General features: G+C 38.6%; 26 protein-coding genes. All 26 read right to left on the bottom strand.

The genetic code is table 11. The features are described from left to right. Positions 1 to 14: 14 nt before the first annotated feature. The 26 genes from PK1910_RS04465 to PK1910_RS04590 all read right to left on the bottom strand — a co-directional run bounded on the left by PK1910_RS04465 (position 15) and on the right by PK1910_RS04590 (position 25,492). On the bottom strand, positions 15 to 1,223 hold the full coding sequence (locus tag PK1910_RS04465; RefSeq protein WP_058948516.1) for a putative porin: 1,209 nt from the start codon (positions 1,221 to 1,223) through the stop codon (positions 15 to 17). Positions 1,224 to 1,818: 595 nt separating this feature from the next. Next, positions 1,819 to 3,081 carry an S-layer homology domain-containing protein gene (locus tag PK1910_RS04470; protein WP_004695518.1) on the bottom strand — a complete coding sequence of 421 codons (1,263 nt, stop codon included), beginning with the start codon at positions 3,079 to 3,081 and terminating at the stop codon, positions 1,819 to 1,821. Positions 3,082 to 3,659: 578 nt separating this feature from the next. Next, positions 3,660 to 4,244 (bottom strand): signal peptidase I, encoded by a 585-nt coding sequence (gene lepB / locus PK1910_RS04475; RefSeq protein WP_004695516.1) that lies wholly within the window; start codon positions 4,242 to 4,244, stop codon positions 3,660 to 3,662. 9 nt (positions 4,245 to 4,253) lie between these two features. Then, entirely contained in the window at positions 4,254 to 5,123 is an 870-nt protein-coding gene (locus PK1910_RS04480) for a YitT family protein (RefSeq protein WP_058948515.1), read from the bottom strand. Next, positions 5,113 to 5,640, bottom strand: coding sequence for a RuvC family protein (locus PK1910_RS04485; RefSeq protein WP_004695512.1), 528 nt, complete (start codon positions 5,638 to 5,640; stop codon positions 5,113 to 5,115). Before PK1910_RS04485 ends, PK1910_RS04480 begins: the two co-directional genes overlap by 11 nt. A gap of 117 nt (positions 5,641 to 5,757) precedes the next feature. Next, entirely contained in the window at positions 5,758 to 6,972 is a 1,215-nt protein-coding gene (locus PK1910_RS04490; RefSeq protein ID WP_004695510.1) for a DUF3084 domain-containing protein, read from the bottom strand. Positions 6,973 to 7,005: 33 nt separating this feature from the next. Continuing rightward, a complete protein-coding gene (locus tag PK1910_RS04495; protein WP_058948514.1) occupies positions 7,006 to 8,097 on the bottom strand; it encodes an LptF/LptG family permease in 1,092 nt (363 codons plus the stop codon). An 8-nt stretch (positions 8,098 to 8,105) separates the two neighbouring features. Further along, positions 8,106 to 8,825 carry an LPS export ABC transporter ATP-binding protein gene (lptB, locus tag PK1910_RS04500; RefSeq protein WP_004695507.1) on the bottom strand — a complete coding sequence of 240 codons (720 nt, stop codon included), beginning with the start codon at positions 8,823 to 8,825 and terminating at the stop codon, positions 8,106 to 8,108. Between the two features lie 9 nt (positions 8,826 to 8,834). Next, positions 8,835 to 9,557 (bottom strand): LptA/OstA family protein, encoded by a 723-nt coding sequence (locus PK1910_RS04505; protein WP_004695505.1) that lies wholly within the window; start codon positions 9,555 to 9,557, stop codon positions 8,835 to 8,837. Between the two features lie 12 nt (positions 9,558 to 9,569). Then, on the bottom strand, positions 9,570 to 10,106 hold the full coding sequence (gene lptC, locus PK1910_RS04510; protein WP_004695503.1) for an LPS export ABC transporter periplasmic protein LptC: 537 nt from the start codon (positions 10,104 to 10,106) through the stop codon (positions 9,570 to 9,572). Continuing rightward, positions 10,093 to 11,025: a lysophospholipid acyltransferase family protein gene (locus PK1910_RS04515; RefSeq protein ID WP_004695502.1), complete on the bottom strand. Its 933-nt coding sequence runs from the start codon at positions 11,023 to 11,025 to the stop codon at positions 10,093 to 10,095. Before PK1910_RS04515 ends, lptC begins: the two co-directional genes overlap by 14 nt. Before the next feature lie 14 nt (positions 11,026 to 11,039). Next, positions 11,040 to 11,561 (bottom strand): KdsC family phosphatase, encoded by a 522-nt coding sequence (locus PK1910_RS04520; RefSeq protein WP_004698460.1) that lies wholly within the window; start codon positions 11,559 to 11,561, stop codon positions 11,040 to 11,042. Further along, positions 11,561 to 12,532 carry a KpsF/GutQ family sugar-phosphate isomerase gene (locus tag PK1910_RS04525; protein WP_058948513.1) on the bottom strand — a complete coding sequence of 324 codons (972 nt, stop codon included), beginning with the start codon at positions 12,530 to 12,532 and terminating at the stop codon, positions 11,561 to 11,563. Before PK1910_RS04525 ends, PK1910_RS04520 begins: the two co-directional genes overlap by 1 nt. An 11-nt stretch (positions 12,533 to 12,543) precedes the next feature. Further along, complete coding sequence (gene kdsA / locus PK1910_RS04530; RefSeq protein ID WP_004698452.1) at positions 12,544 to 13,362, bottom strand: 3-deoxy-8-phosphooctulonate synthase; 819 nt, start codon at positions 13,360 to 13,362, stop codon at positions 12,544 to 12,546. After that, complete coding sequence (gene kdsB / locus PK1910_RS04535; protein ID WP_004695494.1) at positions 13,363 to 14,094, bottom strand: 3-deoxy-manno-octulosonate cytidylyltransferase; 732 nt, start codon at positions 14,092 to 14,094, stop codon at positions 13,363 to 13,365. A 44-nt stretch (positions 14,095 to 14,138) separates the two neighbouring features. Further along, positions 14,139 to 15,251 carry a tetraacyldisaccharide 4'-kinase gene (gene lpxK / locus PK1910_RS04540; RefSeq protein ID WP_004695492.1) on the bottom strand — a complete coding sequence of 371 codons (1,113 nt, stop codon included), beginning with the start codon at positions 15,249 to 15,251 and terminating at the stop codon, positions 14,139 to 14,141. A gap of 54 nt (positions 15,252 to 15,305) precedes the next feature. Beyond that, positions 15,306 to 16,610 carry a 3-deoxy-D-manno-octulosonic acid transferase gene (locus PK1910_RS04545; RefSeq protein WP_058948512.1) on the bottom strand — a complete coding sequence of 435 codons (1,305 nt, stop codon included), beginning with the start codon at positions 16,608 to 16,610 and terminating at the stop codon, positions 15,306 to 15,308. Between the two features lie 2 nt (positions 16,611 to 16,612). Next, positions 16,613 to 18,343, bottom strand: coding sequence for an ABC transporter ATP-binding protein (locus PK1910_RS04550; protein ID WP_058948511.1), 1,731 nt, complete (start codon positions 18,341 to 18,343; stop codon positions 16,613 to 16,615). Next, entirely contained in the window at positions 18,336 to 19,478 is a 1,143-nt protein-coding gene (lpxB, locus tag PK1910_RS04555; RefSeq protein ID WP_058948510.1) for a lipid-A-disaccharide synthase, read from the bottom strand. Before lpxB ends, PK1910_RS04550 begins: the two co-directional genes overlap by 8 nt. Beyond that, on the bottom strand, positions 19,478 to 20,314 hold the full coding sequence (locus tag PK1910_RS04560; protein ID WP_004695483.1) for an LpxI family protein: 837 nt from the start codon (positions 20,312 to 20,314) through the stop codon (positions 19,478 to 19,480). Before PK1910_RS04560 ends, lpxB begins: the two co-directional genes overlap by 1 nt. Before the next feature lie 321 nt (positions 20,315 to 20,635). After that, a complete protein-coding gene (gene lpxA, locus PK1910_RS04565; protein WP_004695481.1) occupies positions 20,636 to 21,448 on the bottom strand; it encodes an acyl-ACP--UDP-N-acetylglucosamine O-acyltransferase in 813 nt (270 codons plus the stop codon). A gap of 20 nt (positions 21,449 to 21,468) precedes the next feature. After that, positions 21,469 to 21,894 (bottom strand): 3-hydroxyacyl-ACP dehydratase FabZ, encoded by a 426-nt coding sequence (gene fabZ, locus PK1910_RS04570; RefSeq protein ID WP_004695477.1) that lies wholly within the window; start codon positions 21,892 to 21,894, stop codon positions 21,469 to 21,471. Next, a complete protein-coding gene (gene lpxC / locus PK1910_RS04575) occupies positions 21,891 to 22,730 on the bottom strand; it encodes a UDP-3-O-acyl-N-acetylglucosamine deacetylase (RefSeq protein WP_004695472.1) in 840 nt (279 codons plus the stop codon). Before lpxC ends, fabZ begins: the two co-directional genes overlap by 4 nt. A gap of 263 nt (positions 22,731 to 22,993) precedes the next feature. Next, positions 22,994 to 23,896, bottom strand: coding sequence for a lysophospholipid acyltransferase family protein (locus PK1910_RS04580; RefSeq protein ID WP_004698501.1), 903 nt, complete (start codon positions 23,894 to 23,896; stop codon positions 22,994 to 22,996). A gap of 6 nt (positions 23,897 to 23,902) precedes the next feature. Beyond that, the gene (lpxD, locus tag PK1910_RS04585) at positions 23,903 to 24,934 is read right to left on the bottom strand and encodes a UDP-3-O-(3-hydroxymyristoyl)glucosamine N-acyltransferase (RefSeq protein ID WP_012864065.1); all 1,032 of its coding nucleotides are present in this window, start codon (positions 24,932 to 24,934) and stop codon (positions 23,903 to 23,905) included. A 30-nt stretch (positions 24,935 to 24,964) separates the two neighbouring features. Then, positions 24,965 to 25,492 (bottom strand): OmpH/Skp family outer membrane protein, encoded by a 528-nt coding sequence (locus PK1910_RS04590; RefSeq protein WP_012864064.1) that lies wholly within the window; start codon positions 25,490 to 25,492, stop codon positions 24,965 to 24,967. Positions 25,493 to 25,500: the final 8 nt, after the last annotated feature.

Genomic DNA, 25,500 nt, shown 5'->3' on the forward strand with positions numbered 1-25,500 from the left:
AATTAACTATCAAATTAGAATTTGTAGTTAAGGTCTGCACGGTAGAAGTCGGAAAGATCAGCACCGCTTTGAGTTTTCCAGTCGAAACCGTAGTAAGCGGACAAGCCAACGTTGTTTTGCAATGCATAGTCAACAGTTGCCATCCAACCTTTGGAGTCAGCACCGTATCTATGGTTCCAAGTGGAATCAACGATAGGAGCATTTTCTTTTTGGTTGAAGTATTGACCTTTTACATCCCATGTACCAGCTTTTTTGATGTCGTAGTTACCATAACCTACGCCTGCAGTCCAAGCTTGAGATTTATCAGCGCCAGAAGCTCTCAACCATTCGCCACCAACCCAAACTTTGTCGAAGTTAGCGTCAGCATTGAAGCCATAAACATTTTTATAGTCAGAATCATCTGCATTGAAACGGTTGTAGAAACCACCAACCATAGCATGTTTACCAACTTTACCGTTCAAGCCAAGGTAAGTGTTAGTTACGTTTTCGTCTTTAGTCAAGCCAGCTGCTTCACCGGATACCATGTAACCATAAGCTGCTTGAGCCATAATTTTGTCGTTGCCAACGTTCAATTGAGCACCGTCGAAAGTACCATCAAATGCTAAGCCGCCACCGAAAACTTGGTTAAAACGACCAGCTTTCAAGGATACGCGTTCGCCAAATTTGTGGTTAACATATGCGCGATCGATTGTAGCATTTGCATTACCACCAGTAGTGGAGTTACCCAATTCGAAGTTACCAGAAGTCAAACGAACAACTGCGTCAGTGCGATCGTTTACTTTTGCGTTGAATTGTACACGTGCACGAGCGTCGAATTTGGATTTAGCGTGTTCAGCATCTTGATAACGAAGACGTGCATCACCAGTAACTTTTACATTACCAACGCGGTCTTCCAAGCGAGCTACACGAACGCCCAAGTTGTTCAATTCGTTGGAGAATTCATCAGCCAAACGGTTGATCATAGCTTGTTGTTCAGCGTTAGCACGGTCTTGGTTAGCCATGGCTTTAGCTACCATTTGAGCCATTTCGTAACGAGTGATGTTGTTTTGACCTTTGAAAGTGCCATCTGGGTAACCATTGATAACACCAGCGTTAGCCAATTGAGAAACTGCTTGGTATGCCCAAGAATCTGGAGTTACATCGGAGAATGGGTTAGCTGCGAATGCAGTAGTTACACCCAAAACTGCTGTTGCTGCAAAGATTGCTGCGAATTGTTTTTTCATAGTTGAATTCCTTCTTTCTGAAAAAAATAGAAAATAAAATGTTACAAGTCATAACATTCATATTCTACTCAGTTCTTCAGATTAAGAATTTCAGGAGTGTCCATGTTTCCTCACTATATTCTACATCGAAGTTCTTCGTTTCATATGTTTGCTACTTCTTGTACGGTGATATTAGCACAACCATTTTTTCATGTAAACCCTTTTTTCTCATTTCCATTCTCATCCAATTAAAATTTTTAAATGAAAATGCTTACTATATTAGATTTTATCTGGTTTTGTAGATTCATTTTTTTATCACAAAAAAATTTAAATTTTTGTACTTTCCTATTAATCGAGAATTATCATCATAATTACTATTAATTTAAACTTATAAATAAAATCGTCTTTAATAAAATATATAATAATTCTTTATACAAGATTTATTATATATCTAACGAAATTGAAATAGTATTGCTATATAACTACATAAAGGATTAGATAAAAAATATATATTTATGTTACTATATATATACTATTATATATAAAATAATTCATAATACTTTTATGCAACAAAAAAAAGACTTCCGAAGAAGTCTTTTTTTTGTTTGTAAGGGAATTAGAATTTGTAATTTAATTCTGCACGGTAGAAATCGGAAAGATCATTACCGCTTTGGTCTTTTGAGTTGAAACCATAACCAGCGGATAAACCTACGTTATCTTGTACTGCGTAGTCTACGCTAGCCATGTAACCTTTGTAACCATTAGATGTATTTGTTAAATCATATGCTTGATCCCAAGTGGAGCTTACGATTGGTGCATTAGCTTTTTGATTGAAGTATTGACCTTTTACATCCCATGTACCTTTTTTAGCGATGTCGTAGTTACCATAGCCAAGACCTGCTGTCCAAGCTTGAGAATTATCTACGTTGGAAGCTTTCAACCATTCACCGCCAGCCCACAATTTATTTTTACGGAAGTCCGCATTGAAACCGTAAACATCTTGTTTATCGGAATTAACTGTTACACCATTGTGGTTCAAGTTGCCGCTAGATAATCTGGAGTAGAAACCACCAACGGAGGATTCTTTACCAACTTTACCTTTTAAGCCTACATAAGATACAGATGGGTTATCAGATTTGGAGTTGCCATCAGCAGCACCATCAATCATGTAGCCATACGCACCTTGTACTTGAACTTTATCATTACCTACATTCAATTGTGCACCGTCAAATGTATCATCGTACATCAAACCGCCACCAATTGTTTGTTGGAAACGACCAGCTTTAGCAGATACGTTGCTACCAAATTTGTGATCTACGTAAGCACGATCGATTGTTGCTTGAGAACCTTTAGTAGAGTCACCAAATTCGTAATTACCTTTTACACGAACAACTGCTTGTGTTTTATCATTTACATTAGCATTGAATTGTACACGTGCACGGCCGTCAGTTAAGGATTTACTATTAGCTTTGTAAACACCTTTGTCTTCAGAACCTTGGTAACGGATACGAGCATCGCCAGTTACCTTTACATTACCTACACGGTCTTCCAAGCGAGATACTCGAACGCCGAGGTTGTTCAACTCGTTAGAGAACTCATCTGCCAAGCGGTTAATCATAGCTTGTTGTTCAGCATTAGCACGGTCTTGGTTAGCCATAGCTTTAGCTACCATTTGAGCCATTTCATAACGAGTAATGTTATTTTGGCCTTTGAAAGTGCCATCTGGATAACCATTAACGATACCAGCTTGTGCCAATTGGGATACTGCTTGGTATGCCCAGCTGTCTGGAGTTACATCGGAGAATGGATTTGCAGCAAATGCTGTTGTTACACCTAACACTGCTGTTGCTGCTAACATTGTTGCGAATTGTTTTTTCATAATGAATTCCTTCTTTCTTATAAATAAGAATTTATATTTACAGAAGACGTTCACTACATAAGTAGTATCACTATGAAAGATGTATTAGGAGTGTCCATGTTTCCTCAACTAAATTATCTATCTTAGCTCCACTTCTTTGTAGCGTAGCCTTTCTGTTGATGTGAATATACCACCACCCCAAAACTTTGTAAAGCATTTTACACAACTAAATCTTATGAAATTTCTTTCATGAATAAAAATTATCCTAAAAACATAGGTTTTTACTGTATTTTTAAAAATTTAATTTTACAAAATTTCATTTTATAGATTAAAAAAATAGATAATTTTATTATCTACATCCATAAAATTAATAATTATTACTTATTAAATACAAATAATATAATAATTATAATTAATTTATATATTTGAATTGTTTATTTTCTATAAGATAACTAAGTGATATATTTAGATTCAACCTAGCCGTCTTGCTAAATTTTATTTAGTATACATTTCACAAGATACAACGTAACTTAATCCTTCTTAACTTATAAAAAAGCCTATCTACGATGAAAAACATCATAGATAGGCTTTCACGATTATTAAATTGCGTAAGAAACAAATCCTAAAATATGATCAACAGGAACTGGGCCGATAAACCGACTATCACTAGAATGATTACGATTATCCCCCATCACAAATACATGACCTTCAGGAACGGTTACAGGTGTAGAACGAGTATAATTCATTTTTGTATCTTTTGTATATGGCTCTTGTAATTTCTCTCCGTTACGCCATACATACCCATCTTTAAACTCTAGTACATCACCAGGTCTACCTATTACACGTTTTACCCATACATCATTTGTTTGAGCTGATTTATTGAAAACAGATGCATAGTTCATCAATGGTTCTTTTACATCATCCACCCATGTACGAACACGATTAACACGACTATCAATAATAACAATTTGTCCATATTCGGGCATATCATTCATTATGTGATGCCATTTGGTAACAATCAAATATTGTCCATTGTGTAATGTATCATCCATTGATTCCCCAGATACTCTAGTAGGTTGAATCAAGAAAATATGAATTACCATAGCAATGATTAATGCCAATGCAATAGCATAAATCCAATCTAATATCTCTTTTACTATTGTATTACCTAACTTATTACTCATAGTTTCCTCTTAATGACCACCTTTCGTAAATCTCCCACCAAAGACATCATGTACGTCTTGGATTGTAATAAATGCTGTAGGATCTACTTCATAAACGGTATCCTTTAATCTTGTAATTTCTAGCCGCGTTACCACAGAATACAATACATGTTTCGGTTGTTTTAAATACCCGCCTTCTCCGTACATAATAGTAACACCACGATTAAGATTAGCATTTAATGCATCGGCAATAATCTTGGAATTATCTGCATCGGTAATAATCATAACCCCTTTAGATTCTTCAAGGCCAGTTATGGTCACATCAATCATCTTATAAGCAATAAAATAAGCGATTAAGGAATACATGGCACTATTCCAACTATATACAAAGCCCGCTGCTCCAAGAATAACTAAATTCATGGCCATTACAATTTCGCCTACAGAAAAGGTGGACCGTTTATCAAAAATAATAGCTACAATTTCAGAGCCATCTAATGAGCCACCATTACGAATAATAAGACCTACCCCAATACCTAAGATTATACCACCAAAGATAGATCCTAAGAATGGATCTGTCGTAATCGGTGTAAAATCATGAGCAAAGTTAGAAAATATAGCCATCCAGACAATGGAGAACAATGTAGATAAGGTAAAGCCTTTACCGATTGCTCTATAGCCTAAATACAAGAATGGTAAATTGATAAGTACTACGAAAATACTAAAAGATATACCAGATAGTTCCGCAGCCATCAATGAAATACCAACTACACCACCATCGATGATGCTGTTGGGTACTAAAAATAAATCTAAGCCCACCGTATAGATGAAGGCCCCTAAAATCATCATTACACAACGCATAATAAGGTTTGACCAGTTACGCGTTGAAGTTTCATTCGTCATGATTATCTCCTTTTCCGTATAACTGCTCCATAGCATGTAATCTTTTCTCTTCTAACTCACTTGAACTCATAGTTTCTTCTTTGATTGCCGCTTCGTTCTGAGCTAATTGCTTCGTATAGCGTAAGCCAATAACGAGAGCCGTCAAATCATCTACAGGTTCTGGTGGAAATTGCATAGATGTAGGAATAATCTTACGCCACCCTGTAGGAGGATTATATTGCCAATATAATTTACGGGCTTCCTCTGTACTGTGAGATTCATCGATTAAACTAGTTGTAATCTTGTGATTGCGTCCAATTTGTTGAAGAGAAGGATACAAATGTTTATGATTTGTACCATTTCCACAAACGATATGAACGATACCATAATATTCAGTTAAAACACGCTCAATATCTTCATTGAAGGTATTTGAAGAAATAATTTTACGGCATATCATCTCACCGGAAGGTGAGACTATAGCTATACCAGTTTTCTCATTTCCTGGATCTACTGCTAAAATATATGTATTTTCAGTCATTTGATTATCCCCTTTGTAAGTACAGTAGTTATATTTTAACATAAAAAGAAGGTCTTATGTTAAAAATTACATAAGACCTTCTTTTGTAATGTATGAAACCAACATACCTTCATCATATTAATTAGTTTGTATTTTTGCCTTATCATTAAAATCTGGCATTTGAGTAATACGCAACTTCAGATGAACAGGACCAGATGAATATGTGTCGCCATCACTATAAGCTTCCACATGAACCTTACCACGCATAGTGCTTATTCTCTTAATGGCTGTAAACAAATCATCACCAGGTATCGTTCCAATATCACCTGATAAGGAATCAGGAATAATCCCCTTTGCCTTAGCACGCTCATTAACTTGTTTCAAGAATTGAAGCATAGAAGATTGAGCATTAGTCCCCCCATCAATTACTGTAGAGTGAATTACCTCTCCATTTTTATAGATAAATTGCTGTGGATATACTTGAATAACGGCAACTGCAGGTTCACCTGAAATAATATTTCCTGCAGCCACAACTTGAACCACCATAGGGGTTTTGGAATTGATTAACTTTTGAGTAGCTACCTCAACATTTTGTCGATCTACATACACAACGGATTGACCATTATCCTCTATGCCTAATCGGCGCAAAACAAGTTTATTTGTATCATCGATAATATGTTTAATAGCATTATTACTATCTTCTTCACTTAAACCAGGTCGTACAACAGCTTGTGCTAATAGCTGATCTACTTGGAAAAGAATGGTTCCTTCCCGTAAATGAATGATGCCATTTTGCAATTGTTCTTGTGTATTTTGTAGATTTTTAATGTGGGCTTCCATCTTAGCACGTGTTGCTTCAAGCTCAGCTACCTTTTGAGATACCTCTGCATAAGAGGCTTGTAAAGATGCCAGTTCGGCTTCTGTTGCATCTTTAGCAGCTTGTGCACTCGCCAATTCAGCTTTTGTAGCCTCTACTTCACGGCGAATTTGTTCAATCTCAGCCATCCGTTCTTCAAGCTCTTGTTTATTCTGTTCTAACAAAGCCTGTCCACGAATCAGTTCTTGCGTCTTTGCAGCGACCTCATTATTCAGCTGCTTCATATCAGCTCGCAACTGATCCATACCGAACAATGCGGTTCGTACACTTTGAGACGTAAAAGTTAATACTCCAACCGTAGCTGCTGCAACCAAAAGGCCTGTCACAATAGTAACTATAATAGATGTGTGCTTAGGTCGTAATCCAAAGAGGGACATACGACGTTTACCAATTTTAGTGCCTAGCTTATCCCCCATGTAAGCAATGAGACCACCCATAAGAGCGATAATTATTAAGATTTTAACACCTACTAACATCATGTCCCTCCTTTCTCCTAAGAATACAATCTGTTATTTCGATACACGCCAATTCAAATACAGCCCTGCAATAATACCTAATGTATCCGGTATTAATGCAGCCAATACAGTTGGCAATGCTCCACCTTTCCCTAAAGCACCAGCAAAGGTCATCACCCCATAATAAATAAAGATGATGAGAATACTAATACCAAAGCCGATAGATGAACTAGAGCGTTGTTTTTGAAGGCCTAAAGGTGCACCTACGAGAGCAAACACAAAGCTTGCCAATGGAATTGTAAAACGTTGATACATTTCCATTTCAAGTTTATTAGCATTAGTATAAGCAGCCTTATAAGCTCTGATTTGGTGACGTAATTCCTTAATCGTCAATTCCTCAGGTTTACGTTGATCTTGTTGAATATCTTTTGGGGCAGACTTAATCGGCAAGGATTGCTCCTTAAATTTCATGGTACGTTCAACACCATTACCAGCTGATAAATCGTAAATGATACCATTTTGCATCACCCAATATTGACCATTCCAGATAGCTGTATCTGCATTTTCAACTTGTTGTAACTTGCCACCCTCCCCAAATTGTTGAACCGTAATCATGGACAACTGTTTGGTTTCAGCATCATAGCTCTTAGCATACAACAATGTGCCTAGCTCATCACCATTCATCGTTTTTAATACAATATGATTTTGTGTTTGAGGTGATGCATTTTTCATGATTTGTTCGCGCACAATCGTTTGATACATATGATTTGTACGAGGCACAACAAATTCATTAAATGCTACAGCCCCAATGGAAATGATGAGTGCAATAATATATATGGGCATGGCCAAGCGTAAAAAGCTTAGACCACCAGCACGCATAACAACGATTTCACTAGTGCTACTCAAACGACTAAAAGTCATAAGAGAAGCCAACAAAACCGACATTGGGAATGTCAAGATAACAATACTTGGTAAAGCCAAGACAAATGCTTGCATAACAAGCAACAATGGCGCTCCATATTCAGTAATATATTGAGCAATCCTAAACAATGTGCCTGTACCAATAAAAATACTAGTAAAAGCAAAAACTCCAAATAGGAATGGGCCTACAAAGGCTTTTAAAATATATTTATCTAATAATCTCATAGCCCCTCCTATAATTTAAAGTTATCCCCTAAATAATGTTCACGAGCGATTGGATCATTCGCAATTTCATCAGGGGTACCCTCTAGGAGGATTTTACCACTACTCAAAATATAAGCCTTATCTACAATCCCCAATGTTTCTCGAACATTATGGTCTGTAATCAAGATACCAATACCTCGATTCTTGACGTGCAAGATAATTTGTTGAATGTCAGCAACCGCAATTGGATCGACACCTGCAAAAGGTTCATCAAGAAGGATGAAATTAGGCTCTAAGGCGAGGCAACGCGCAATTTCTACACGACGTCGTTCACCACCAGATAATTGCATCCCCATACGGTCACGGACATGTCCAATATGAAATTCTTCAATCAATGATTCCACGATAGCTTCAATCTCATCAGGCTTTTTTGCCGTAATCTGTAGCATGGCACGAATGTTATCTTCTACAGACATGGAACGAAAGATTGATGCCTCTTGTGGTAGGTATCCAATCCCTTCAGCAGCCCGTTTATACATAGGAATATTTGTAATATCCTTGCCATCAACGGTAATGATGCCAGAACTCGGTCTTTCAATGCCTACAATCATATAAAATGACGTAGTTTTACCGGCCCCATTAGGCCCCAATAGACCTACAACTTGGCCTTTATCAACGCGAAGACTCACCCCATCTACTACATTGCGTCCGCTAAAGGTTTTAACTAAGTTTTTGGTTTCAATATACATATATTATCCTTATTTATTCGGAACAATGACAAGTGTGCTACGTCCACCTAATGTTTCAGCAGAATCATCAGCTAAACGAATTTTCAGTTCCGGTGCATTCAGTACATTACCATTTTGAACGGCATGCGCAGAACCAGATAAGAGTACAACCCCATCATTTTGGTTTGGTGTTTGCGTATATGTAGCTCGGTCAGCAGAACCAGATACGTTTCGTTCAGGATTAGAGAAAGTAACATTACCTTGCGCTACAGCACGAACTTCCTTCATCCAGCCTTCTACCTTATCACCTGTCAAGGTTGTCCCTTCAGCAATCAAACGGGCATTGCCTGTAACAAGACCGTATTCAGAATCAGTACTATACTCAACACTGTCACCAAATATTTGGCGATCAGCACGTTGTAAATGAACGCTACCATTAGCAGTGAATTTATTATTATTGTAACTGTGAACCGTTTGAGCAGACATGGCCATATCAGAACCAATCATAGATACACCACCATCAAGATTTGCTTCTTGAGTTTTTGTATTGTACCAACCCTTGGCACCAGTCATAGTTTTATCCGCTTGGGTAATAACAACATTACCTGTTGCATCTGCACGACCTGAATTGCCATCATAAGACAATGTATCAGCACTGATAGTCAACGGATCATTTGCTGCCCAAACTGTAACAGATGCGGTCATGAGTACAGCTAATATAGCCATACCAATCTGTTTTTTCTTATTCATCATATTTCCTCTCAATTACTTCTTTGTTAATTTCGCATGTCCAATGGCTTTAATAATTTTTAAGGACATATTGCCCTCAAGTTTGTCACCTGTGAGGGTTACATCCTTGCTGTTATAAGTGAAAGCCGTTTTAGATGTCAATGTTTTCGTTTTGTTATCAAAATGAAGGGCCTCAGTTTTAAATTCTGCACCTTCCGTATTAGTAGCAGTAACGCCTTGATCAATATCAAGAGAGTTTCGATCACCCGTCAGTACAGCATGAGGAGCTGTAATCGTAGTAGTCACATCATCTTGATAGAACAGACCTTTCAAATTGGTCAGAACGATAGCTTTTGTACGCGGGTCATATTCAATCTTCTCAGCCGATAATGCCCATACTAGCTTGCCATCCTTTTCCTCTTGCAAGTCCGCACCTTGGAAATTAACGAGTTGTCCACTTTGATTTTGAGTGGAAGTAGCCTCATTAGAGTCTTTCATAATAAATACAATAAGACCGATTAGAGCGAATACTATAGCGACCACAATGGCAATTAACTTTTTATTGTTTTTCATGTGCTCTCTCCCGTATAGCTATCTTCTTATCGTAATCAATAATTTGATCCATCTTAGTCATCCAACGATGTTGGAACCAAAGCCACTCATCTGGATGTTCACGAATAAAGTCTTCTGTAACACGTACACAGGCTTCAGTTAGACGATACATATCAACATCTTCATCGCCAGTTTCCTCATAATGTAATGCCGGCAAGATATGAACGATATGTCCTCCTTCAGGCTTACGAGATGCAAAAATAGGTACTACAGGGGAGCCAAATTTCTTTGCAAATGTGGCTGGTCCCATAACAGCTGATGAATCTTGTCCCAAAAACGGAACCGGTAAACCATTTATATATCCATCTTGGTCAGCTAAGAATCCAAGAAGTTTTTTCTTTTTTAAAGCCTTAGCAGCAGAAACGATTTCGTTACCACCACTAGCAAATACGTCAAGCCCCACCATCTCACGATATTCATTCATAAGGCGTGTGAATTGAGCATTAGGTTGTTTCTTAACAATTGTAGTGGAAGGGTATCCATGAGCCGCCATAGCAGCTCCCATCCATTCCCAGTTGCCTACATGACCAGTAAGAACGATAACCCCCTTATCTTCAGCAATGGCCTTTTCTAAATGTTCAACACCACGCATCTCTATATGTTTATTGATAAAGGATTTCGTCAGGTTTGGCATGTACAATACTTCCATAACACTGCGACCGAGATTCTTGAACAACTTATTAATTAATTGTTCCGCCTCTTGATCATTCATGTTCATGCCAATTTTAATATTATTTATGCCTCTAAGCTTTTGCTTCTTCGCTATTAGCCCATATACAGGACCTAAACAAGCGCCTATGAGCAAAATGAGCTTGTATGGTAGTCGACAAACAAGCCAACTAATGCCTTTAACTAAATGGTATTGCCATTCGTTATTCATTCTGCCCACCTCCTTTATTGTCCATGAGCATGGGCCTCTCGCGCATAATCTGCAACAACAGAATCCCATAAACCTTGATTCTTCAGGATATATTCTACAGCCTCTCTAACAGCACCATGTCCACCATTGACGGTAGAAATAAATTTAGCTATTGATTTAACCTCTAATACCGCATTATTTGGTGCCATCGGCAAACCTACGAGTTGAAGAGCTCCTAAATCATTAAGATCATCACCCATGTAAGCAACCGAAGCTAAGTCGATTTGATGTTTTTTACAAAGAGCTCTTAATACTTCAGTTTTATTAGCATGCCCCATAAGAAGTTCATCAAAATGCAATTCCTTTGCACGGCGCTCTACCATAGGAGATACACGAGCCGTAATAATTGCTAACTTTATCCCTGATTTACGAGCCGCAGTCAAGCCTAAACCATCTTTTACAGAAAAGGCTTTGAGCTCTTCTCCAGTCGATGTATAAATTAGAGTGCCATCTGATAAAACTCCATCAACATCGAGAACAATCCATTGAATATTCATTATACAATGCCTCTACGCAATAAATCCGTAATGTGAACAATGCCAAGACATACATTATTAGTATCAACCACAGGTAATACGGTGATAGGGCGAGGTTGATTTTTCTCCATCAAATGAAGCGCTTCTGCGGCCAATTTATCCTTTGTAATCGTACGCGGCATAGACGTCATCATATCCTCTACGGGCCATTCTAAAAAATTGCTGCCAGAATCAAGTCCACGACGCACATCACCATCAGTCACTAGACCTAACAAATGTCCTTCTTCATCAATAACATTTGTAGCACCTAACCCTTTTTCTGTCATTACAAAGAGTGCATCACGAACGGTAGCCCCTCTAAATACTGTTGGATTATCATCGCCACCATGCATGATATTTTCTACAGTCAACAATAATTTGCGACCTAAGGAACCACCTGGATGGAATACAGCAAAGTTTTCTGGAGTAAAATGATGGCGTTCCAATAAACATACTGCTAATGCATCACCTAGTGCTAGAGCAACAGTAGTACTTGTAGTAGGTGCTAAACCCAATGGACAAGCTTCTCGTTCTACCTCTGCCAACAATACAATATCAGAATTTTTTGCTAATGTAGACTCTGGTTTCCCTACAACACAGATTAATTTAGCTCCTATGCGGCGCAGAGACGGCAAAATACTAATGATTTCTCCTGTTTCACCACTATTAGAAAATGCTAACACTACATCATCTTCAGTAATCATACCAAGATCACCATGCACGCCTTCACCAGGATGCATAAAAAGTGCCGGTGTCCCTGTACTAGCCAAGGTAGCCGCAATTTTACGACCAATATGACCAGATTTCCCCATTCCTGTACATACTACACGGCCCTTACAAGCCAAAATCATATTTACAGCATTTACAAAATTGTGATCCAAACGAGAACTTAATTCTTCAATAGCACGAGCTTCCTCATGAAGCACCTGTGCCGCTTGTTCTAAAATAGTCACAAATACCGCCCCTAACCTTTTACGATTTTATCAATAGCTACTAAATCACGAAGCACAGCTTCAAATTGATCTAAATACAACATATTAGGACCATCAGACAATGCTTCCTCAGGATTATCGTGTACTTCAAAGAATAACCCATCTACGCCACTAGCCACAGCCGCACGTGCCAAATTTGGTACAAATTCACGGTTACCACTAGATTTAGTCCCTGCACCACCTGGTAATTGAACGCTATGAGTAGCATCAAAGATTACTGGATAGTCGAAAGAACGCATAATTGGGAAGGATCTCATGTCAACTACGAGATTATTATAACCAAAGCTAAAACCACGTTCGGTAAGCATAAGATTTTCATTACCTGTTTCTTTCATTTTATTAAGAACATTTTCCATGTCCTTAGGAGCCATGAATTGACCTTTTTTAACATTTACGCATTTACCAGTTTTAGCAGCGCCGTAAACAAGATCAGTTTGACGGCATAAAAAAGCTGGAATTTGTAGAATATCTAATACTTCAGCTGCAGGTTCAATTTGCTCGATAGAGTGAATGTCACTGACAACGGGCACATTGAGTTCCTTCTTAATAGAAGCAAGCATTTTTAACCCTTCCTCAAGACCTGGTCCACGGAAGGAACTAAAGCTAGAGCGATTAGCTTTATCAAAGGAAGCTTTAAAGATATAGGGAACACCTAAACGTTCGCATATCTCTTTTGCTCGTTTACCGATAGCTAATGTGCGGTCATAGTCCTCAATAACACATGGACCTGCAAGGACAAATAAACCCTTGCCGCCACCCACAGTAATATCTTTAATTTGAACTGTTTTCATTTATTTCTCCTCTTGCTCGTAAATTGCATTAACACGAGCTAAGTCTTCAGGTGTATCAACACCGATAAATCGTTTATTTGTTAGAATAACACGAATTGTATAACCGTTTTCTAGAGCACGTAATTGTTCTAGAGATTCTGTTTGCTCCGCCGGAGTTGGCTCCATCTTAGCGTAGTTTAATAAGAACTCTCTACGATATGCATAGATGCCAATATGTTTTAGTGGCGGACGCACAAAGTCATGACGAGGATATGGGATTAAAGATCTAGAAAAATACATCGCATCATTACGATTATTTAAAATGACCTTTACCGCTGATGGCTCCTCGTACTCTTCCTCTAATAAAGGAGTAGCTACTGTGGCCATCTGCAAGTTTGGATCTTCCTCAAATAGACGTGCCAAGTCATCAATAAGATTTGGATCAATCATCGGTTCATCACCTTGGACATTGATAACAACATCTAAGTCTGTATAATGACTAGCAACCTCTGCTAATCGATCCGTTCCTGTAGGGTGATTAGGATCTGTCATCATAACAGTTCCCCCAAACTGTTGTACTGCAGAATATACGCGGTTATCATCAGTGGCTACAATTGTACATACTGTCTTTGTAGCTTGTGATACCCTTGCATAAACCCGTTCAATCATAGGTTTACCTGCAATATCAGCTAATGGTTTGCCCGGTAATCTTGTAGAACCATAACGCGCAGGAATAACACATCCAAACTTCACGATAAAACCCCATTTCTGTTATTCGTGTATCTTATTATTATACACTAAATCTCTAAATTTTCTATGAATTCTTGTTTTCCAGAAACAAATTCAATCCCTATAGATAGCACCAGAATCGGTATTTTCAAGTCTTCAATTGCATGCAACTGACTTAACTTAACTGCATCCTTTTCTGTAATGCAAATAGCATCAGCTTGATGAGCAAATGCTTGTTTCCAAATCTCAACTACATCATCATTTGAAAAGTCATGATGATCTCCAAATGGCAAGGTATGAACAACGTTATACCCTACATCAGTTAACGTTTGTGTAAAGGATTGAGGGTTTCCAATTCCACTTACAGCCATAATACGTTGTTCCTTGTAAGCATCTACAGAAGCCCCAACAGAACCATTAGCCCACTCATCTAAGGTGTACATAAATTGCGGTTTATGGGTTGTTTCATAGACAGGTATATTGGGAATCATCTGAGTTAATCGCTTTCGAATGCCGGATACAATACCTGGTGCTACTTGATCAACCTTAGTAAGAACGATAATATCCGCGCGCTGTAAACCACTAAGGGGTTCACGTAATAGTCCCCGTGGCAACACATGTTCATAGCCAAACGGATTGGATGCATCAATTAGTACAATATCAATATCTCTTGCTAGTGCACGATGTTGAAATCCATCATCCATAATAAGACAATCGGCACCTAGCTCATTAATAGCGATTTCTGCAGATTTAGAACGTTCACGTCCAATAATTACATTGGATTTTTGTAAAACTTTAGCCAGTAACCAAGCCTCATCACCACTGATAGATGGCTCTACAAGCATTGTTCCGTCTTTAGAAATAATAATATTTTTGTTATTATCTTCTGCACGGTACCCACGACTAAGAACAGTAGGATGAAGGCCCTTCTGAGTAAGCACATCACAAATAAATCGCACCATCGGTGTTTTTCCAGTACCACCAGCCGTAATGTTGCCAACGCTGATTACAGGCACTGTAACTTTCGTAACGCCTTTACCCTCATCAAATCGAGCATTGCGTATTGATACAGCTTTCTCATAACCTTTACTCAAAAGGCCTAAACTGGAGCGAGCTATATCACCTAATACGGATTGATCTTCACCACTAACGATGGATTTGAATAATGCTTCCCCACTCATAGGTGACGCCTCCTATTATGTAATACAGTAAACTAATCTACAAATTTAGTCTTACTACGGAATAATTTGATGTTTCTCAAATAGCAAACGCAACTCTTGTGTATTACGTCGCGTAGCACCACGATTTTCTTTAATGATATCCAGGCAGTTTTGCCCCATCTTTTTAGCCAAGTCTCTATCATTACATAACCGCAAGACCATAGCGGTTAACTCTTTTCCATTCTTCACTTGCTCACAAGCATTTCGAGAGTTTAATAAGGCGAAAATTTCTTTAAAGTTAAACATATGAGGCCCAACCAAAATTGGCTTACCATGTGCAGCTGGTTCCAAAATATTATGGCCTCCAGTTTTAACAAGGGAACCACCAACAAAGATAATATCGCCTAAGCTATACAGTCGTCCAAGTTCACCAATGGTATCTAAAACAACAACGGGAATGCCTTCGTGAACAGGCTCCTTCATATCGCTACGACAAATAGCACTCAATTCATAACGCTTTGCAATATTTTGCACATCATGACCGCGATAAATCTCACGAGGTGCAATCAATAAACGAGCTTGTGGATACGCTTTCAATACTTGCTTGAAAGTTTCAAAAATAGCCTCTTCTTCACCTTTGTGAGTACTACCTGCAATAATGATAGGATGATTATTCCCAAAGCCAAATTCATCGAGAAGAGCTTGTTTTTCTTCATATGATACGGTGGCATATGTTTGATCGTATTTCATATTACCTGTTACGGTAATATCAGGTGTATGAGCACCTAAACTTTCAATATACGCCGCATCAAATTTGGACTGCATGCAGAAACGCTCAATAGAACGTAACATTTCACGCGTAAAAGCACTGATATACTTATAACGTTTCATACTGCGATCTGAAATGCGTCCATTAACCATCATAACTGGAATATTTTCCGATTCGGCGATACGCAAGAAGTTTGGCCAGATTTCAGTTTCTACAAGTAAAATAGTAATCGGCTTAATAATATGTAAAATTTTACGAGTTAAATATGGTAAATCAAGGGGAAAGAAAATAATTCCTTCTGCTTCAGGAATGATACGATGAGCCATAGCATGACCAGTAGCAGTAACTACAGACACGACCACAACAGCTTCAGGAAACTCCTTTTTGACTTCTTTTACCAATGGACTGGTAGCCACAATTTCCCCTACAGAAGCGGCGTGAACCCAAATAGCACGACGCCCTTCAATTTTCTTTAATAGTGAAGCTGGCATATAGCCTGCACTCTGTTTGATACGCTCATAAAATCCATCTTCAAAGGCAAGTCGGTATAAAATAACCGGAATCAAGCCAATCCAATAGAATATGAGCAATACGTTATATATCCAGTACATGGTTATCCTTTATTGGAGAATTGAACGGAATAAAGATGGTTGTACAATCCGCCGTCAATAGCTAATAGCTCTTGGTGAGTCCCCTGCTCTACCAAGCGGCCTTGATTGAGTACAACAATTTGATGAGCATTTTGAACAGTGCTCAATCGATGGGCAATAACAAATGCCGTACGCCCTTTCATAAGGCGATCTAACGCCTCTTGCACAAGTTTTTCACTCTCCGTATCTAAAGCAGATGTAGCTTCATCTAGAATTAAAATACGAGGGTCTTTTAAAATAGCGCGTGCGATGGCAACGCGTTGACGTTGTCCACCAGATAATGAACTGCCTCGTTCGCCTACAATTGTATCGAGACCATCAGGCATCTTCTCAACGAACTCAAGTACGTTAGCCGCTTTAGCCGCTTCATACACGTCTTCATCAGTAGCATCTAAACGGCCATACAAGATATTCTCTTTAATTGTAGCATTGAATAATACGGTTTCCTGTGGTACAAGACCAATTTGTTCACGCAAAGATTTAAAAGTAACATCTTTTATATCGTAACCATCAATTGTAACAGAACCACCGGTTACATCATAGAAACGAGGTAGTAAGTTAGCGAGAGTTGTCTTACCTGCACCAGATGGTCCAACAAGGGCTACACTTTCGCCAGCCTTAACTGACAAGGTAAAGTTTTCTAAGGCAGTCTTTTCTCCATCATAGGAGAAAGAAACATCATTAAACTCCACATTGCCGGTAATAGCAGGCAATGTAATAGCATCAGGTTTCTCCACAACATCTGTTTTAGTATCTAAAATTTCAAATACACGATCGGCAGCAGCCAACGCCTTTTGAATATTACCATATACTTGACTCAAACGTTTTACGGGATTTGACAAGTTAATAGCATAAATCAAGAAAGCAATCAAAGAGCCTGCAGTAATAGCACCTGTTACTACGGAGTAACCACCGTACCAAAGGATGACCGCTACAGCGATTGCCGCAGAAAACTCAACCATTGGGCTTAACAAGCTAGTCAATTTAGTAGCTTTGATAACCGCTCTAAAATTGCGATCATTTTCGTCTTCAAAGCGCTTACGCTCAAAATCTTCACGAGCAAAGGATTTTACAACGCGAACTGCACTAATTACCTCTTGTAAAAGTGCCGTAATATCAGCTACACGCCCTTGGACATCGTGCCCCGCCACGCGAAGCTTCTTACCAAAAACATTGATAATCACTAAAACTACGGGAACCGTAATAAAAGTAACTAACGTCAATTTCCAGTCAATGAGAAGCATGGACACCAAGGAACCGATAAGTGTTACAGATTCAGTGATAAAAGAAATCAAATTATCTACCACGGCCGTTTGCAATGCAGCTACGTCATTTGTAAGATTACTCATGATAACGCCCGTCTTACGACGATCGAAATAGGATAAGCTTAATTTTTGTAGATGATTAAAAATAGCCTCACGTACATCGATAATCACGCGCTGTCCGATGTAGGACATATTATAAGTTTGACCATAGGTAGCAAAGCCACGAATTAGGAAAATGAGTATAATAGCACCTACAATAAGGTTCAACATAAACATATTCTTTTCATCTAATACTTGGTCTACTACATTCTTAATTAGCCAAGGTACTACCAAATAGGCAGCAGCAGCGACAATCATGCAGAATACTGCAAAAAGCATTCGCTTATAATAAGGCTTTACAAAGTATAAGAGCCTAGAATAACTATTCATTACATTTCTCCTTACCGAGATTATATACAAGATGTGCTACCCGTTTTACTGCACCCGGCTCACCTAATTTATGACGTACTTCGCGCAATTCACTGCGCATAGCTTCATTTTTGTCTACATCGCTGAGCAATGGTTCTATCAAAGACACAATTGCGTCTGGAGTGACAGCATCTTGTAATAATTCGGGAATGACTTCTTTACCCGCTACAATATTAGGCAAGCCCACATGTGTTACATTCACAACCATCTTACCAATACCATACGTAATTGGAGATACACGATACAATAATACCGTTGGCAATTCCATCATCGCCGTTTCTAATGTAGCCGTTCCTGATGCAGCAAGGCACACATCACAAATCTGCATCAAGTCATATGTATGATCTTCCGTAATCGTAACAGGCACCTTATGAGCATCGATAAACGCTTCTAGCTCACTTCGATTAATTGTATGTGCTCGAGGCAAGAAGAATTGAATATCTTCATGCTTCGCCATCAATTGCTCACCACTTTTTAACATCGTATCAAGTAAGGATAAAACCTCTTGTTTACGACTGCCAGGCATGAGCAATACCTTTTTAGCCTCTTTGCGAGCCCCGAAGTATGCTTCGGCCGCATCCTTAGTCATCGTAGGATGTACGATGTCGAGTAAAGGATGCCCTACAAAATCTACATTACATTTATACTTGCGATATGCTTCAGCTTCAAATGGAAAGATAGATGCTACCTTAGTTACATACTTACGGATTGTATTACCTCGACTACTATGCCATGCCCAAATCGTTGGAGCAATATAATACAAAACAGGAATCCCCAGTTCATGAGCCACCGCAGCTAATTTCATATTAAAACCTGGGTAATCTACACAAACGAGAATATCCGGTTTCTCCTTCATCATGACGCGTTTCAAATACGTGCGCAACTTAAAGAATTTTGGCAATGATTTCACAATCTCTACAATACCAATGACACCAAGATTCTTAATATCATACACGATACGAACACCAGCACGCTCCATCAAGGTGCCACCCATACCAAACATTTCTACAGAAGGATCTATTTCTCTCAATGCATTGGCTACACTTGCCGCATGAGTATCGCCGGAAGCTTCACCGGCGGAAAACATGACTTTCATTATGCATCCTTTCTGGAATTTACAAATTCTTGGTCAACAGCACAGATAACAATACCATGACGATCTGCCATATCAAGCACGTCTTGTTGTTGTACGAAAATAGTCTTTTCCGCTTCTACAGCTAGTACCTTACAACCACTATCAATCATAGACATGAGCGTTTTTATGCCTACTGCCGGCACATCAAAGCGTACATCTTGATTTGGTTTTTCGGTTTTAACGACAACCGCATCCCCACGGCCGAGCTCGCCACCTCGTAAAATACACTTATCAGTACCTTCAATAGCTTCAATAGCCATGGCCGCCTTATGCTTAACAACAACAGTTTGACCTATATCAAGGGCACCCATTTGTTTAGCTAGTTCAAAACCAAAACAAATATCAGCCCATTGCTCATCTGTAGGTTGTGCTTTTGAAAGCACTCCAACCTTTGGCATAAATGGTTTTAAGTATACGGTTTGATCTAATACTTTAAAGCCTTCTCGTTCTATTTCATCAACGATGGCAAGCATAATCGTATCATCTTTACGATTTTTAAGACGCTTTAAAACACCTAATGTTTTTAAATCAGGAAACGTAAGACCTTTAAAAAGAATCTCTTTAGTAACTTTTCCAAGCATGGTTAACTCTTCAACCTCTTCTTTTTTCAAGGTTTTGAAGATTTTACCTAGTTTAGCAACACCAATATCGTAGAAAGCATCAGCCTCAGCCTTTAGAGCCGGGTCTATATCAGGTACCACACCGATAACAACCACCTCGTGGCCCAATACATGAGCGGCACGCATGAATTCTACAGGCAAAACACCTATGCCCGCAATTAATCCTACCTTTGCCAAGACTATACCTCCTAGATCGCCTCATGGCCTATATATCAATTAGTAATTTCAAGTTCCCTATGAAAAGGCCTAAAAATAGACATAATCATATACAATATATTGTACTATAAATAGCTACTTTTTACCATTAAAAAGCCATGGTTTATGCCCTTTTCTTCATCATTTTATTATAATTCCCTTATTCCTTTTAAGCACTAAAAAATCTACGATTATATCTATCAAAACTTTTCTATAAATATAATGTAAATTATCATTGATATAAAACTCAACTAGTAATAATGCACACAAAAAGACCTCGTACATTGTACGAGGTCTTCATAATTAGTCGCGACGAGTACGCATAATTCCCCTATCAGCATTGCGTAGGAAGCGTAATAAATTTTCAATTTCTACGGAAGAATCCAATTGTAATTCCATTTCTTCAATCGCCTTAGATAAACTGAATCCAGAACGATAAATAATACGGAATGCCTGTTTCAAATCACGTCGTACATCTTCGGAAATTCCTGCACGAGATAAGCCTACAGAGTTTAGCCCGATAACACGTGCCGGTTGACCATCAGCAATTACGTAAGGTGGGATATCTTGTACCACCTTAGCCATCCCGCCAACCATTGCATTACGACCGATTTTAACAAATTGATGAATACCTGCAAGGCCACCAATAACAACGCGATCTTCAACGATAGCGTGCCCTGCAAGACCAGCACAATTACTCATTATTACATTATTACCAACGATACAGTTATGAGCCACATGTGTACAGGCTTGAAGTAAACAATTATTGCCTACACGTGTTTCTTCACCTTCACCAGTAGCGCGGCTAATAGTTACGAATTCACGAATAACCGTTTCATCGCCAATATTACAATAGCTTTTTTCGCCTTTAAATTTTAAATCTTGCGGTTCCAACCCAATAGATGCGTTAGGATAAATTTCACAACGCTTACCAATGGTTGTCCAACCACCAATTACAACATGTGCACCGATTTGTGTGCCATCGCCAATCTCGACATGTTCGCCGATAACAGCGCCAGGACCTACGATTACATCTTTGCCCAATTTAGCATTTGGATGGACTATGGCTGTACTATGGATGTTGGATTCCGCATTTTCCATGCCTACAACTATCACTACAATCACTCCTCATTCTATTATACAAGGGCAAACATGTATTCACCGCTAGCGCACAATTTGTCGCCAACATAGGCACGGCCTTCAACCTTGCCCATTTTACCTTTAATTTTAACAATATCTACCTCCATGCGAACTTGATCGCCAGGTTTTACAGGATGGCGGAAACGCACTTTATCAATACCTGTAAACATAGGAGTAAGACCACGATTTTCCTCAGGGTACAATAATGCAATACCACCGACTTGAGCAATAGCTTCAGTCAATAATACACCTGGCATAACTGGGTTCCCTGGAAAGTGACCTTGGAAGAACAATTCGTTGAATGTAGCATTTTTAATACCCACAGCACGTTTCATAGGTTCTAACTCAACAATGCGATCAACCAAAAGCATTGGGTAACGATGAGGTAAAATTTCTAAAATATCTTCGTGATTAAGAATCATGGCTGTGTCTCCCTTATTTCTTCCATTATACTGCGAGCCAATCTTGAATTTAATTCATGACTCGATTTCAAAGCAATTACATGGCCTTCAATCGGTCCTAACAAGAATAAATCCCCTATAACATCTAATGCTTTATGGCGAACTAATTCATCCTCAAAGCGTGGTATAGATAGACATTTCTCATCATCATAGACTAATGCATTATCTAGGCTACCGCCTTTTGCAAGCCCCATGGCCTGTAATTGTTCCAATTCCTTCATAAATCCGATAGTCCTAGCCGATCCAATGTGTGCTTTGAAATACTCAGGCGATACTTCAAAATCACATTGTTGCGTACCAAGCAACGGATGGCTGTTAATTGATGTAAAAGTCATGCGATAGCCATCATATGGCAAAATCACAATAAAACGATCCCCATCATAAACAGCATGAGATCGAGTCACTTTGTATATATGACGCGATGCTATTTGTTCTTCAATGCCAGCCTCTTCAATAAGATTGACAAAAATAGCACTACTACCATCACCTACAGGAGGTTCTGGAGAATCCATTTCAATATAACAGTTATCAATATTCATAGCACTGAACGCTGCCATCACATGTTCAACAGTAAATACCTTTGCTTCACCATTTTCCAGCGTGGTAGCGCGCATAGTGTTCGTCACATTATCAATGTGTGCTCGCACAGAAGGATGCCCTTCAATGTCCGTGCGGACAAACACAATTCCTGTATCTTCAGGTGCAGGCTTAAAAACCATATGTACTGGTTCACCGCTATGAAGGCCAATCCCTTGATATGAAACAGCCTTTTTTATTGTTTGTTGTGGCTTACTCATAAGAATGTCCTTTCATAATCCGAATTCACGTTTACTATACACCAATATGTATTATACCCTATTTGCATAGGCGTTACAAGAAATTTACCATATATTACGCTAATTGGAAAGACTATTCTTAGTCTTTAAAATTTTAATAGATTATTTTTAAACACTAAGTTATAAGTTATAAAATAAAAAGAGATTTCATCCATGCTAGTAGGAATCAGTTTCATCTTGAAGATTCCACAATCGCATAAACAAAATCTCTTTAAAATTATTAACTATTGAAAAACATCAGGTGGTGTATCTATTTGTTCACCATAAAAACGACGAGTCCATTTCCAACGGTTATGAAGCCAGAACCAATCTTCAGGATATCGTCGAATATAATCTTCAATAAACTCATTTAGACGAGTTGTTGTTACCGCTATATCACGCTTTTTATCATCTGTACGTTCCACATAAATTGGTGGATGTGCTTCAATCTCATATTTCTCAGAAAACGGGCTATAATGTATGGTTACAAAAATAATAGGCACATCTTGCATACGAGCCAGTACAGCTGGCCCAGCAGCCGTCAATGTTTCATAGCCAAAGAATGGTACAAGAACGCCATCATCACCAGGGTCCTGATCCATAATAAGGCCTAAAAATGCACCTTTTTTTAGTTCATTAATCATTTCACGAACACCTGTTTTATAGGTCACATGTTGATGCATAATCCGACGATATTCATTGATAAACTTATCGGCATCACCATTCTGTTTCATAGCCACAGAAATCAATGGATATCCTTCAGAAGCAAGAACGCCACCTAAAAGTTCCCAGTTACCACTATGAACAGCAGCTAAAATTGCACCTCGACCATTTTCTAAGGCATCATCTAAGTACTCTCGATTAATAAACTCCACCATATCTTTGTATGCGCCATCTTTAATTTCAGGATAGCGCAATACATCAATAATCATACGGCCAAAGCGTGTAGTACTAGCTTTCGCAATACGTCGAGCTTCTTTAGGGTCATCTGTAATATTACAGAATAAAATTTGGCCTATCGCCAGGCGCTTGCGTTTAGGTGGCACCACTAACCACACAATTTCACCAAGCAATGTACCAATAGCATATTGCAAACCTTTAGGTAATAAGCAAATAAAGGCACTAAAGATTTTCATAAACCTATACATGGATTATTAGCTCTCCTTAAGCTGTGCTTTCAAAGCGTCAATTTCTTTTTGTAATTGTTTTACAGTTTTCACCATTTCTGGCAAACGATTCTCGTAAGCAGCCAATTTTAACCACTCTTTATGAGGTCTCATTGGATACCCAGCCATAACAGAATTAGATGGTACATTGCCAGTAATTCCTGTTTTACCTGCAAATTGTACATTATCTCCAATTGTAATATGACCAGTACAGCCTGTTTGTCCTGCAAAGATTACATGGTTACCACATTTTGTACTACCTGCAATCCCAACCTGTGCAATCAAGAAACAATCTTCTCCAATCTCAACATTGTGGCCAAGGTGAACAAGATTGTCAATTTTTGTACCGCGACGTACCAAGGTAGATCCCATTGTAGCATTATCAACAGTAGTGCAAGAACCAATTTCTACATCATCTTCAAGAATAACATTGCCTACTTGAGGAATATGCGTATGAATACCATTTTCTGTGGCAAAGCCAAAACCTTCACCACCGATAACTGCTTTAGCACGCAATACAACGCGTTTACCCAAAATACAGTTCTCATGTACGATAGCACCTGCATAGATATCAGAATCTTCCCCAATTCGTACATTATGACCAATATATACATAAGGTCGAATTGTTACATTATCACCGATAACAGCATTATCATTAATAACACAATAGGCACCAATAGCTACATTTTTACCAAGTGTAACATTCTTGCCAATAATAGCTGTACTATGCACTTCACGGGGAACTACAACAGGTGGATGGAATACTTCTAGCACTTGGGCGAATGCGGCTTTTGCATTATCAACTACGATTTGTGCCATCGGTGCATTTTTTACTTCCGATTCAACGATAACAGCACCCGCTTGGCATAATGCAATATGTTCAACATATTCACCTATTGCAAAAGTTATGGATTGTTTTACTGCTTGCTCAAAGCTACGTGTCTCAGTAATGACAATAGACTCATCCCCTATAAGTTGACCGCCTACTAAATTTGCGAGTTCCTGTAAAGTTTTTTCCAAGGCAAACTCCTCCCCCGTGGTAATCTTCAATTATTGTGCAGCTTCAGTTGTACTTGTTGCAGCTTGATCTGCTTGTTGTGCATTTTGCTGAGCATCTTGTTGCTCTTGGGCTTTAGCTGCATTTTCAACTTCTTTGATTTGGTCGTCAGAAGCTTTACCCATTTTTGTAATCAAATCATCAGTTACATCAGAGCCACCGCCAACAACAGCGCCTTTCTCAATAATAACATCAAGTTTTTTCTCTTTCACAAGTTCATTGATTTTTTGTTCTTGATATTGACGATATTCTTGCGCTTTTGCATTCGCAAAGGCATTTAATTCTTGATTCGCTTGATTAAATACATTTTGTTTAGATGCTTCATCGGCAGCAGCAATTTTAGCATCTAATTCCGCTTTTTTAGCATTGATTTCTTTAGTAATTTCAATGCCTTTTTCAGTACTGTTTGCCACTTTCACGCTATCAACATAACCAACATTATTAGAACCACAACCACCTAAGATAGCCATAGAAGCTACTAAAGATGCACCTAATACTAAAGATTTAATACGTTTATTCATAATATAAC

This window comes from Veillonella parvula, from assembly GCF_036456085.1.
GTDB lineage: Bacteria > Bacillota > Negativicutes > Veillonellales > Veillonellaceae > Veillonella > Veillonella parvula_E.